The organism is Nostoc sp. CENA543 (assembly GCF_002896875.1).
In the GTDB taxonomy this organism is placed as follows: domain Bacteria; phylum Cyanobacteriota; class Cyanobacteriia; order Cyanobacteriales; family Nostocaceae; genus Trichormus.
Genome location: NZ_CP023278.1, coordinates 3,383,037 through 3,396,758, shown reverse-complemented (window position 1 = coordinate 3,396,758; position 13,722 = coordinate 3,383,037). Strand labels below are relative to the sequence as shown.

8 protein-coding genes are annotated in these 13,722 nt (G+C 41.9%); 5 read left to right on the top strand and 3 right to left on the bottom strand.

Features of this window, described 5'->3' with window-relative positions; translation table 11 throughout:
- Window positions 1-3: 3 nt before the first annotated feature.
- Entirely contained in the window at window positions 4-5,733 is a 5,730-nt protein-coding gene (locus tag CLI64_RS14035) for an alpha-2-macroglobulin (RefSeq protein WP_103137798.1), read from the bottom strand.
- Between the two features lie 271 nt (window positions 5,734-6,004).
- Between CLI64_RS14035 and pbpC the strand changes: the two genes are divergently transcribed.
- On the top strand, window positions 6,005-8,380 hold the full coding sequence (pbpC, locus tag CLI64_RS14030; RefSeq protein ID WP_103137797.1) for a penicillin-binding protein 1C: 2,376 nt from the start codon (window positions 6,005-6,007) through the stop codon (window positions 8,378-8,380).
- 100 nt (window positions 8,381-8,480) lie between these two features.
- Here pbpC and CLI64_RS14025 read toward each other — a convergent pair whose 3' ends face one another.
- A complete protein-coding gene (locus tag CLI64_RS14025) occupies window positions 8,481-9,293 on the bottom strand; it encodes a MerR family transcriptional regulator (RefSeq protein ID WP_103137796.1) in 813 nt (270 codons plus the stop codon).
- A gap of 4 nt (window positions 9,294-9,297) precedes the next feature.
- Window positions 9,298-9,714: a VOC family protein gene (locus CLI64_RS14020; RefSeq protein ID WP_103137795.1), complete on the bottom strand. Its 417-nt coding sequence runs from the start codon at window positions 9,712-9,714 to the stop codon at window positions 9,298-9,300.
- Window positions 9,715-9,988: 274 nt separating this feature from the next.
- On the opposite strand from CLI64_RS14020, the gene CLI64_RS14015 reads away from it, so the two are divergent.
- From CLI64_RS14015 to CLI64_RS13995, 4 genes are all read left to right on the top strand, one after another.
- The gene (locus CLI64_RS14015) at window positions 9,989-10,999 is read left to right on the top strand and encodes an iron ABC transporter permease (RefSeq protein WP_103137794.1); all 1,011 of its coding nucleotides are present in this window, start codon (window positions 9,989-9,991) and stop codon (window positions 10,997-10,999) included.
- Window positions 11,000-11,148: 149 nt separating this feature from the next.
- Window positions 11,149-11,928 carry an ABC transporter ATP-binding protein gene (locus CLI64_RS14010; RefSeq protein ID WP_103137793.1) on the top strand — a complete coding sequence of 260 codons (780 nt, stop codon included), beginning with the start codon at window positions 11,149-11,151 and terminating at the stop codon, window positions 11,926-11,928.
- Window positions 11,929-12,140: 212 nt separating this feature from the next.
- On the top strand, window positions 12,141-13,049 hold the full coding sequence (gene thrB / locus CLI64_RS14000; RefSeq protein WP_103137791.1) for a homoserine kinase: 909 nt from the start codon (window positions 12,141-12,143) through the stop codon (window positions 13,047-13,049).
- Window positions 13,050-13,099: 50 nt separating this feature from the next.
- Window positions 13,100-13,639: a hypothetical protein gene (locus tag CLI64_RS13995; protein ID WP_192881717.1), complete on the top strand. Its 540-nt coding sequence runs from the start codon at window positions 13,100-13,102 to the stop codon at window positions 13,637-13,639.
- Window positions 13,640-13,722 lie beyond the last annotated feature (83 nt).

Sequence of the window (13,722 nt, the reverse complement as noted above, 5' to 3'; positions counted from 1 at the left end):
AAGTTACTGAATTTCCACAGTAGAACTAGCTGAACGTCCAAATTCCTCCGGCGCATATTGTAAATGCGCTTCCGCACCAGGCCAGAGAAATGTACCAGGAGTTACCGAACGGACTAAGTAGTGCAGACTATATACACCTGGTTCGAGGTGGTTAGCGTAGGCGATAATGCGATCGCGGTAGATATTTCTATAGCCAAGTTGCCAACTATCAGCCTGTGCTTGTAAAGCGGCCGTTGCAGTTTGAAAACTCTGGTCTACGGCTTCTAATCCTGCTGGTAATGGGTCTTTAATCACTACATGATCTACAGGATGATCAGCAATAATTTCTAAACCAATATCAAATACCTGTCCACTTTCTATATTTAATGGTTTATCAAAAGCGTAAATCCCTGTCTTTTGCAAAGGCTGCCTTTCTCCCACTTTGCTAATCGCTTTTGTCACCCTTAGACCATTAAATCTTCCTGGCTGATTTCCTGGTAATAGGTAACTGTAATTTACCAAATAATGTAACTTTCCATTACCAGATTTTTGCAGTGTTAAATCATGACGACCACGGGGTAATTTATCCATTGCTACATTTAGCTGTAAGCTGGGATTTTGATAACCATTAAAGCGGTTTTCTCCGAGTTTTTTACCTGCTAATTTAACTGTGGCTAAAAAGTTGGGTGGTGTGGGTTGGAGTTGACTATATTCTACTAATGCTGTTAAAGCTTGAGCATTATTATAGTCAGTTTGCCATGTGCCGTTGCGACGTTGTGCTAACAGACTTTGGAATAATTTATCGATGACTTCTGGTTTACTTTGTTTGGCGATAAATAATCTTAAAGCCTGTGCTTGTGCTGTGGTGTTTGAACTCATCCATCCCCATTGATTAGGTAAGCTAATCACGGCTGTGCGTCCAGTTTCAGAGATATTTTCTTGCAACTGGTTGAACATTTTTTGTGATTCATCTTGCCATTCGGGGAATTGCGATAAATACCTTGCTAGTTTGATTTGAGTAACTATATCAAAGTTATTACGCTGTTGATAAATATCACTCAAGAAACTATTGCGTTTTTCTCCAAGTGCGTCTAGAGCAATTAAAGCATGGAGTTGCAGTTGAGTTTTACATAATTGTTCCTTACAAAAGTCATATTGTCCAGGATTTGCTAAGACTTTTTGCAAGTAATTCTTTAAGCGAGATAACATTGCTGCATTTACTGCATTGGGAAATACTTTTTGCGCTTGGCTTAAAGATTCCGCAGCGTAAGCAGACACCCAAGGGTCTGATTTTTCTTGTCCTGGGAAGGCTGCAAAACCACCGTCGGCGATTTGCAGTTTGGCTAATTGCGTAATAGCTTGATTCGCCTGTTGTTGGGGGTTAAATTCTGCAAAAGTTTGACTATATTTCTGAGATAACGTTTGTAAATTAGCCGCAATCATTAACTGACTCGCCGCCGGTTCAGCGAAGGGTAAATCATTATCAGCTAATACTTGTTTGGCTGGTGCTTTGATTTCGGGAATTAATGTACTGGCTAATTGAATATCTAAACCACCAGCATTGGGATAGACATTTTTATCAATATTGAGAGGGATGTTAACTTGTTTATCAGTCACACCAGTTTCCACGACTTGTTCTGTCACTTCTAACGGCTTGACTTCTAACGGCACAGCAAAGGCATCGGCGGCTGTATTATTTAACTGGGTGGTAAAGCGGACTTGCGCTACACCGACGTTTTCCGCCACCATTGGGAAGCGATAAGCTTGAGTTGCAGACTCAGTTTTAGTTTGTAAGTTGGTAGATTTGGGGTTTTTCTCTGCAAACTTGACATTACCCTGAAGTTCACCGTCAATTGTTAAGTTTCCTGAAGTGCCGGTGTTATTGGTGACGGATAAACCACCTAGGATGCGATCGCCTGGACGGACAAATTGTGGCAAGATGGCATTAGTTAGCAGTGGCTTGGTGGTGATAAAAGTCGCATCCCCATTCCCAAAGCGGAGATTTCCATCAGTCGCGACAACCATCACCCGCCATGTTGTTAAGTCATCCGGTAATTTAAAGGTGATTTGCGCCTTACCGTTAGCATCGGTGAGAACAGAGGCATTATAGTAAGCTAGAGGCTGAAAATCTGTGCGGGTGCGGGTATTGGCGATACCTGTGGATAAACCGCCGCTATAACCCCAGCCTTTGGGTTGTGCTATGTCTTGGGGTTGTATCACCACATCAGGACGATTATCACTGAAACGGGTAGATATTAGCTGTTCTGCATAGACTGTATCTACCAAATTTGGCGGACGATAACCAGATAGTTGCAACACTGCTTCATTTACCACCATGACAGTTAATTGTCCTTGGGTGGGGTTATTCTGGTGATCTTTGAGTTCGAGTTGTACTGTTGACTCTGCGCCAGGTTCTAGGGATGCTTGCAATGGTGTCACTTGCACGTTTAAATATTTATCTTGCAAGTTGACTTTAAAAGGAGTAAACCCAATTTTAACTAATTTATCTAAACTTCCTGGTTCTACTTGATTTATAGGTGCGCCTTGTCTGACTAACACAGCTTCCACTGCTGCATTCGGTAACATTTCCGGCGTGACTTGAAATTGAATTTGTGGCGCGCCTCCCTTGGTTTTAGTTAGTTGTTGATACAGGGGCTTATCTTTAATTACGGCAAAATATAACTCTGCATCTTGATAGGGAGATTGAATTAAAGCCGTAGCAATTTCACCAGGTTTGTATTCTTTTTTATCTAGTTTCACCTCTAGACGGTTTTCATCATCAGAACCCCAATAAACTTGATTATCTCCTGTCACCCAAATTTGACTATCTGTGGCTGTCACCTCATCTTTACTATCGCTAAAATTGGCGCGAATGCGATATGAACCTGAGACAGTCGGGGTTAAATTGACAGTTTGATAATTTTCAGATGAGGTAATTTCAGCTTGTGCGACTGTCTGATATTCCACTTGATTTTTAGCTGTGTCACTACCTTCTACTACCTGCGTCACACTGCTATACTTCATCTGTTGTAATTCTACACGCACCCGTTGATTAGTCATGGGTTTTCCTGTAGGTTCAGTGACAATTACTTCCACAGGAAAGCTTTTCCCAGCATTGGCGATGAAATCACTTTTTAACCCGATGAGACGATTACTAGGTAAAGCGGTAAAAGATTTAGAACTAGCTACAGATAAATTAGAAACATCTGCCACTTGCACATCTATATTATAAGTCATGGGATAAGGTAAATCTTTCGCCACCATCACTGTTTGCCCAATTTTACCTTGAGGGTCTAATTTAGTGTTAGTTTGCAACACATCACTAGGTAAAGATGGACTTTCTTCCGGCCAAAACCATTGTCTACCAAAACTAAATTCTTCCCATCCCTTGGGTGTAAAACTCTCCTGACGACGCGTCACAAAATATTTAGCTTCGCCTCCCTCCACAGGCGCGCCAAATAAATAATTACTCGCGGCTTTTGCTTCGACTTCCTCACCGACTAAGGCAAATTCTTTATTTAAATTGAGTTCAACTTTAAAATTCGGTGGTTTAAATTCAGCTACGCGAAACTCACCAGAAATTTCTCGCCCATCTTTCCCTTTGGCTTGAATGGTGTAGTAACCTAGTTTTTGGGTTTTACTAATCGGTAACTCTAGAGAAAACGTCCCAAATTCGTTAGTGGTTTTTGTCCCTAAATCTGTTTTCTGTCCATCAGGATTCAGGAAACTCAGTTGATATACAGCATTTTTATCTTGCTGGATACTGCCATTGATTAAAAAATCAGCAAAGCCTGTAAAAGCAGCCTTTTCTCCTGGCTGATATAACTGTCTATCTGAAAATATTACGCCCCGTGACACAGGTTTATTATCGTCCCAACCTGCATCAATACCATATCCATATGAACCGCTATATTCTTCAGTCTTCGCAAATGCCCAATCTTGATTTTCACGGGCAATTACTAATAATTCTGGTGATTTTACAGACGAGTCTTTATTGCTGACATAACATGACTGTAAATTAGGGAGTTGTAGTCTTAAATTACCATCATTATCTGTTTTTCCTGTCGCGCAAGGTTGAACGGGATCACGATATTTTGCACCTAATTTTAATTGGTAAATTTCAATAGGTGCAGCTTTAACAGGCGAACCGTCACTGAGATGATTAACGCGAATTAAAGCCGCATCAGGAAACCATTGACTAAATACACCTAAATTAGTTAACTGCACTAAGCCGTAAGTCGTAGCTTCTCGCCACAGTTCTTTACCGTTTTCTTGATATTTATTAGTACGTGCTTGCACACCATAGGCTAACATTCCTGTTGCTGCACCAAGTTTTTCTCTCAGTGGTACATTAATATTAAGTTGCTGATTTTTTTGGGCTGAAATTTTAAAAGTCTGCCATTTACTGGTTTGGGGTAATAAATCGTTTTCATTACCTTGGGGATAGGCATTTCTGGCGTAAACTAATTCTGTCGGTTGAACTACGCGATAAGCAGCTTTGTATTGCGATTCTGGTAAATTAACTGTATTAATATTTAGTTGTAAGTTCTGTCCTGATGGAAAAATATGTAAATCGGAGGGAGTCCAAATATCACCAGCTAAATCACCGGTATTATATTTGAGAGTGACAGGCTTACCTAAAGATTGCCCGAATTTATCTTTTAAATCCTTTCCAATAGTAATGGTGTAATTAGTCGCGGGATTTAAACCATAGGGATTTAGGGTAACAAATCTATCTTCTTCACCTATTTGCAACAGTCTGGAAATATCACGCGGTACGGGATCAATTTTAATATTTTCCTTGACTGAATCGGGAACTAATATATTATTAAATTCTAATTGTGGTGTGCCTTTAATAAATCTACCATATGTACCATTAGCATCTGGTTGCCCGTAATAGTTAATTTGTTTAAATGCTAAAGGTGAATAGGTGGCTAATTTACTGACAAATTCTTTTTCTGTGGGTAAGTTACCATTAGCTGGTAATATACCAGGAGAAAATACTAGGCGGTAACTAGTGGCTTTATCTAGATTCTTTTGAGGAAATAAATCGTAAACCCAATTGCGTGTGGAAGGATCAAATTTTTCTGTGGGTTCTTCGCCTGTTTGTGGTTTTTCTTCTTTAGCTAAAGCTAATTTGAAATTGATGCCTTTGCTTTTACCTTCGGGAATTAATTGGAGATGTTCTTGGACGGAAGCTAAGTTTAATTCTGTGTTGGCGGTAAATTGTAATTTTGGTTGTAAATCAACAGGTTGAATTTCTGATTGCTCTACGGGATTTACGCCTGGTAAATTAGTTATTTCTATGGGGTTGGTGTTAAATGTCCAGGCTAAATCTTTGTCTAGGTGATGATTTTTTAAGTCTGCTAAACCGGCTTTCAGGGTAACTTGTAATCTTGCGGCTTGAGGTAAGGCTTGTTCTGGTTGGAAGCCTACCATACGCGGTGTTAAAAAGCGGAATTGTCCGGGTAAGGGCGGCCAAAGTGCAAATTTTTGTAATAAATTTTGTTGTTGGGGGCTGTCTAGTTGTTCTATGGGAATTAATGGTTCTTTGAAGCGGATGCGAATTTGATTGAGGGGTTGGGCGTTACCAATAGGGCTGATTTGTTCAATCCAGTCTGGTAAGTTGGGTGGGGTGAGTGGTTTGACGGTGGGAAGTTGGGGTTTTGATGATACGCCAATAAAGTTACACGATGTGATTCCTATTGTGAGTACAAAGATGAACAGGAATCGCATGAGGGTTTTGATAATCATGCTGGATTTATAGTTATTTAAAATGGGAATTTGTTTCGCGCATACTGCTTCGCAGAACCCGCAGGGTAGGTGCAGAGGCGCAGAGAGGTAGAGGTTGAGAGTTGGTACATTATATGGATAACCAATTTCTGATGGTTGTTTCCTGAAATGAACACAATTTTTAATTATTTTGTTTTGATGAATTTTTGTAAATTGATGGGTGAGGAAGCGTTAATTTGAGAAGGGGATGTGTATTTATTTGAGTTGATATGAAATTGCAGCTAATTGCGTGATGAATAGGGCAAAAGTTTGGTGGCGGAAGACTATACAACGGCTAAGAAGTAGTAAGGTTATTAAAACTATTTTGGCTGTGATTTTGGTGTGTTTATTTGTGCGATTGTTGCCTTATTTTGCACCAATTCGGGCTGGGGATATTGCTCAAAATCAGTTGGCTTGGGAATTTAGCGATCGCAATGGGCTACCATTAGGAACAATCCTCACCCGTGACCAAGAACATACCGCAGTTGTACCCCTCAAGCAAGTTTCACCCCAGTTCATTCAGGCGATTTTAGCGGCGGAAGATGGTAGTTTCTATGATCATGGCGCATTGGATGTAAAAGCGATCGCTCGTGCTACAAAAGAAGCTATCCAAACTAAAAAAATTGTCTCCGGTGCTTCTACAATTACTATGCAGTTGGCGCGGATGTTAAAACCATCCCCCCGTAATTTATCAGGGAAATTGCATGAGGTTTGGTTGGCTTGGCGGTTAGCAGCAGGAATGAATAAAGATGAAATCCTCGCTGCTTATATTAATCGTCTGCCAATGGGAGGTAATATCTATGGTGTAGAAGCCGCCGCTAGGACTTATTTTTCTATCCCCGCTAGTGATTTAAATATTGCTCAAGCTAGTCTTTTGGCTGCTATTCCTAATAATCCCACTTATTTTGACCCGTTGCAGCATTGGCATCGACTCCAGCAGCGACAAAAATATGTTCTGAACCGTATGGTACAGGATGGATATATTACTCAAGAACTAGCTGCAAAAACTCTGAATGAAAAGGTAGTTTTTCAGTCACGCAAAAGAGGAATTCTCGCCGCACCGCATTTTTTATTTTGGTTAGCTAGTCAGTTAAATAGTTCCCCAACTCTTGTTGAAAAAGGTGGTTCAGTTCCTCCTTTTGTCAGGGGGGTTAGGGGGGATCAAACTCTTATCCGTACCACTATCGATAAACCATTACAGCAATTTGTGGAAGCGCAAGCGCAACAAGTAATTTCCACACTCAAAGCTAACAATGTGCATGATGCAGCAGCTTTAGTTATTGACAACCACACCGGAGAGGTTTTAGCTTACGTTGGTTCACCTGATTACTTTAACGAAGCTAAACTCGGACGCAATGATGGTGTACAAGCTTTACGCCAACCTGGTTCTACCCTCAAACCCTTTGTTTATGAATTGGCTTTAGAAAAAGGTGCAATTCGCCCAAACACCATCTTGGCAGATGTCCCGACTAGTTACGCCATCCCCGGCGCAAAATTATATAGTCCCACAGATTACAGCCAAAAATTTCTCGGCCCGGTGCGAGTCAGGATAGCCTTAGCCAATTCTTTGAATATTCCAGCCGTGCGCGTTTTAGAAAAAATCGGTGTACCCACTTTTTTAGAACGTCTACACCAACTCGGCTTTACCCACCTCCAACAAACCCCAGAATATTACGGTTTAGGTTTAACCCTTGGTAGTGGTGAAGTCTCCCTCTGGGAACTCGCCCAAGCCTACCACACCATCGCCCAACAAGGAAACATCTCCCCCCTAATCACCACCATTCCCAATTCCCCAGTCCCCAGTCCCCATTCCCCAAATCCCACCACATGGCAACTCATCACCGATATGCTCAGTGATCATTATGCCCGTGCTACGTCTTTTGGTGTAAACTCAGTATTAAACTTGCCCTTTCCCGCAGCTGTCAAGACTGGTACTTCCTCCAACTTCCGCGACACTTGGACAGTTGGCTTTACCACAGACTACACCGTCGCCACTTGGGTAGGTAATTTCAACGGTGAACCAATGCGTCAAGTATCAGGCGTTACAGGCGCAGCACCCTTGTGGAATCGCATCATGTTACACCTGCACGAACGCCAAGAACCAGCCGTTTTCCCCTCTCCCGCAGGCTTAACAAAACTACCGATATGTGCTGTCACTGGGTTAAAACCGACACCAGACTGTAATTCTGTGGTGCAAGAGTATTTTTATCCCCAAGATAAAATTGCCTACACAACTCAGCAGGATTTTAATTTACCGTCAGAATACAATGAATGGCTGGCACAACAGCCATCATCGAGTTTAGTTGCTAACAACTTAAGGATTTTATCTCCCCACGATGGGGCTTTGTTCTTACTCTATCCTGGTGGGGAAGGACAGCAAAAATTAGAATTTAAATTAGCCGGAAATCAATCTACATCTGCGGTGGAGTGGTGGCTGAATGGAGAGAAATTAGATAGTCAAACTAATTCTCTATTTTGGTATCTACGTCCAGGAAAATGGACATTGGAAGCGATAAGCGGTGAAAAGCACGATAAAGTTAGCTTTCAAGTCGATGCAGCTAAAATTCGCCCTTCCCGTCGGGGATTTTCCGTGGTGAATTCGCAAATAAACAGCGATCGCCCACAATAAAAACTATAGCCGTTTGCAGTTGAATAGAATACAGACCTAACCCCTAACCCCTTCCCTACAAGGGAAGGGGAATAAAACTCTAACTATTATTTGTAGAATATCAGGCTTGAATCACCGGAAATTGCACTTCCGTTACATAAGAATCATCATTCTGTTCACCACCACCAACAATATATACTTCACGGTTCGCCCCAGTAATCTTGTAGCCATTGGTTTCAATCCAAGACACCAAAGTAGCGTAGGCTTGACTAATGGTGGCATAACTACCATGATGAATTAAACAGGCGATCGCTTCTAGTCCTGGTAACTCATACACCTTGATTCTCTCGTTACCTTTGACTAATCCAGCAACAGAAATCACCGCTTCTCCATCCACATCAGCATCTTTATAACCTGGGTCATGCCAAATCCCCGCATAATAATTACCTGGGTGGGCTTGCTGTTGTTGCAGATATTCCTGCAATTCATCGTATAATCTACTAATATCGGCGTAATTTGGCATAATTTCGCGGATAGATACAACTTGCATCGGTTCAGCTTTTTTAATTACAACCTCATAGTCAGGCATACTATTCTCCTGTTCAATTTGCTTGAGTCTTGCTTCTACTCGTGTGAGTCTTGCTTGTTCTGCTTCCACTAACTGCTGAATTTCTGCCTGCTTGAGTCGCAGCATTCCACGCATTTGGGACGGTGGTAAATTCTCATTGAGTAACTGGGCAATTTGCTCTAGGGAAAAACCCAAATCTTTGAATGCTAAAATGCGATTCAATCGGGGTAATTGTTGAGCCGAGTAGTAGCGATAGCCTGTAAAGTCGTCTACTTGTAGTGGTTTCAGCAGTCCCATTTGGTCGTAGAGACGTAATGCTTTGATACTCACTTGGCTTAATTTTGAAAAGTCGCCTATTTTCAGCATTTGTTCATGAGGACTCAGGTGGCCAATTTGGAGTGTGTGTTAACTCCAGCTTGATCCCGTCTGGATCTAAGAAGTAAACAGCATAGTATCCTGGTAAATAACTATACTCAGCAGGAGGGTCGAGGATTTTTACTCCACGTTCTACCAAGAATTGATGTAGTGAATTAACTTGTTCCCGATTATCTGCACTAAAAGCCAGATGATGTAATCCTACAGAATAGCGGTCATGATTTTTATTTGGTGATTCAGGGTTGGCGGGAGAAATTGTGATCACGCCGTTGTTACTAGCCCAAAGTATTAACTGATCTGTTTTTTCTTCTTGTTGATAACCTAAAAATCCTAACAGTGCATTGTAAAAAACCTCGGAACGGTTCATATCCGATACTGTTAAAGCGATGTGATTAACAGCCCCTAATTTCATGGTTTATTACTAGAATACGTTCAACTCTCTACAGTACACACTCTGCCGTAGGGGTAGAGTCAAGCAATTTTGGATTTTGGATTTTAGATTTTGGATTGACGTTAGTGTAGTGGAAGCAGTGCAGCGAATATTGTAGATTTTTCCACCCAGGCTTGGGTGAGGCTTTTACCCCAAAAAATCCAAAATCCCAGGTTTAAAATCTAAAATTCGGAGGGTTAGCTCAAAATACTCTACTCTCAGACAAGCCGACAAAATTCAAAATACAAAACATCCTATGGGAAAGAGTGTTAATACTGCTTCTAAAAACGAAGCACGGGTATTGTTAGCAACTGTGTTTTTAGTGGCGGTGCTAATTTTGGCAATAGGCTTTTCCCTATCTTTTGGTGCTGTCGCCATGACTCCTGAACAATTGTGGCAAGCTATTTGGCGACGAGGAGACCAACTTTATCAGACCATTCTTTGGGATTTGCGTTTACCGAGAACTGTAGCCGCAATTTTAGTAGGCGCAGCTTTAGGAATGGCTGGTTCATTACTTCAGGGAATGTTACGTAATGGACTCGCTGACCCGTTTTTACTCGGTATTTCTGCGGGTGCGGGTTTAGTTGCGATCGCCATGTTTAGTCTAGGCGTATTCGTAGCTTGGATTCCTTTAGCAGCCTGGGTTGGGGGAGTTTTCACCACAGTGCTTGTATATTTTTTATCGAGAACTGGGGATGGTGTTTCCGTTGAAAGGTTGATTTTAGGCGGTGTAGCAGTTAGTTCCATGTTTGGGGCAATTCAGTCTGTACTACTGCTATTAACAGAAGATGGCAGGATACAGGCTGCTTTAAACTGGTTAATTGGCAGTTTAAATGGTCGGGGATGGTCAGAAGTAACTACAGCCGGGGCTTATATTAGTGTGGCATTAATATTGGGATGTTTGTTAGCGCGATCGCTGAATTTATTAAGCTTGGGGGATGAATTAGCCGTTAGCTTGGGAGTTTCACTGACGCGATCGCGCGTTTTCATCGGTGGAGTTGCTACACTACTAGCAGCAGGTGCAGTCAGTATTGGTGGCTTAATTGGTTTTGTTGGTTTAATCGTCCCGCATGGTATCCGGTTACTAGTAGGCACAGATTACCGCGCCCTATTACCACTAAGCGCATTAGGCGGCGCATTAGTCATGACTATCGCAGATTTACTATCCCGCCTGGGTGCAGTAGAACTTCCCGTAGGTTCAGTCACAGCTTTATTAGGTTCACCCGTATTTATTTGGTTGCTATATCGTCGTCAAAATGGCATCTAGGGCATGGGGCATGGGGCATTGGAAGAAAGACAAGGGAGACAAGGTAGAAGTAATGAGTAATGAGTAATGAGTAATGAGTAATGAGTAACAAGTAATGAGTGCTGAGTAGTGACTAATGACTATTGACTAATGACTAATGACTATTGACTATGCCTTTAGAAACTCAAAACTTAACTGGTGGCTATACAGCTAAAACTGTAGTTAAAAATGTATCTTTGGCAATTGAAAAAGGTGAATGGTTGAGTTTAGTAGGTGCTAATGGTTCTGGGAAATCTACCCTACTTAAACTCATGAGTCGCTTATTAACTCCACAAACAGGAATTGTTTTATTAGATGGTAAGGCAATTCATACTCAACCCGCCGCAGTTGTCGCTCAAAAATTAGCTTTATTACCTCAACAACAAGCAATTCCTCCAGGTTTAACAGTCAAACAATTAGTATCTTTAGGACGTACACCTCATCAGCCTTGGTGGCAATGGGATTTAAATACAGAAGATAGAGCAAAAGTCTCAGAAGCTTTGCGTTTAACTCAGATGGTAGACTATCAAGAACGTCTAGTAGAACAACTTTCTGGAGGAGAAAGGCAAAGGGCATTTCTAGCCCTAGCTTTAGCACAAAATCCCCAAATATTATTATTAGATGAACCTACCACTTATTTAGATATTCGTTATCAATTGGAATTATTAGAGTTATTAAAAAATTTGAACCAAATATCAGGAATAACTATTTTAACTGTCCTGCACGAAATCAATTTGGCTGCTAGATATAGTTCTCGTATTGCCCTACTTTACCAAGGTAATATTTTTGCATTAGGAGAACCAGAAAATGTCCTCACTCCAGAAAATTTAGCTGAAGTCTTAGGTGTAGAAGTCGCAGTATTAAATACCCCTGTGGGGCTACAAATTTGTCCTTTAGCACCAGTTCGTTAGGGAGGGGGAGATTGGGGACTGGGGACTGGGGACTAGGGACTGGGGACTAGGAGACAAGGTAGACAAGGTAGATTTTACTTCAATGCCCAATGCCCAATTCCCAATGCCCAATGCCCCATGCCCCATGCCCAATTCCCAATTCCCAATGAAGCCTTTATTTTTGCACCATTACATGGGATGCTGATTGATTGGGTTAGATGAGTAGGTTTTAGATGTCTGTTGTTTCTTCTGTCACGGTGAGAGTCCCAGGGACAACTGCTAACTTGGGGCCTGGTTTTGATTGCATCGGCGCAGCTTTGACTATATATAATAAGTTTCAATTTACCCGCCTAGATGAAGGTGAGTTAATTATTCATGTCACAGGTGAGGAAGCTGAACGGGTACAAACTGATGAAAGTAATTTAATCTATCAAGCATTTGTCAAGTTATATCAACATATAGAGCAGACACCACCACCTGTAAAAATTGAGATTGAATTGGGTGTACCCTTAGCTAGAGGTTTGGGGAGTTCTGCGACGGCGATTGTGGGTGGTTTGGTTGCAGCTAATCAATTAGCTGGTGCGCCTTTATCTGAGTCGCAGGTGATGGAATTAGCGATCGCAATGGAAGGACATCCTGATAATGTAGTTCCAGCTTTGTTGGGGGGATGTCGTCTAGCCGCTACTTCTGGTACCGGTTGGGCAATTTGTGATGTCCCTTGGGATAATAGTATTGTGCCTGTGGTAGCAATTCCTGATTTTGAATTGTCAACCTCAGAAGCACGGCGAGTTTTACCAACGGAATTTAGTCGTGCAGATGCAATTTTTAATACGGCTCATTTAGGCTTATTATTACGCGCCTTGGCAACTGGTAAGGGAGAATGGTTAACAGCAGCCTTACAAGATAAATTACATCAGCCTTATCGCCAAGCTTTAATTCCTGGCTACGCTGCTGTGAATGCGGCAGCGATCGCATCTGGTGCTTACGGTATGGTAATTAGTGGTGCAGGGCCGACACTGTTAGCTTTAACAAATGTCAACAATGCCCAAGCTGTAGAAACTGCAATGGCTTCAGCCTGGAAAGCAGAAGGAATTAAAGCCGTAGTGCGATCGCTTTCCCTCGACACCCAAGGCGCGATTTAAATTCAAAATTCAAATACTCTACGAGAAGGCTTACGCCTACAAAATTCAAAATGAAAAAACTTAATCCTGGCTTGTCTTTGGAGCAAATGCAGTCGGAGATTACAGCACTCAAGTCTCAAATTCAGGTGCTTGAGCAAGAACGTACTGCACTCACTCAGAGTAATAATGTCATTGTGCCTGAAAATGACTCACCTTGGGCAATTGTGGAAGCTTATCGTCGCCAAGCTAGGGAAAATGCCCAATTATTTGCAGAACTCAAGGGAATAGATGATGCGATCGCCGCTTTAAACACCCAACTACAACAAAAACAAACTGAACTCACCCATCTACCCAGGAAATTACAACAGATTAGCCAAAAGCAACAGTTAGAAGAAGCCAAAGAAATCGCCAAAGCCCATGCTGAAAGAATCAATCAAATAGCCGGAGAACTAGCCACAGAAATCCGCCAGTTAAAAGCCTGTGCCGATCAACTCAGTCCCCTATATTGGCAAATCTATTACAAACCCTTCATCACCGGCTTTAAAACCATCTCCGTTCCTCACGTTCGTTCAGATGGGGAAGTGTGGACAATTGTCAATAAGATTGTTTAGGGAATTGGGAATTGGGAATTGGGCATGGGGCATTGGGCAAGCAGGAAGTGTGGGAGGGGTGGGAGGTGTGGGAGGATAGGGAA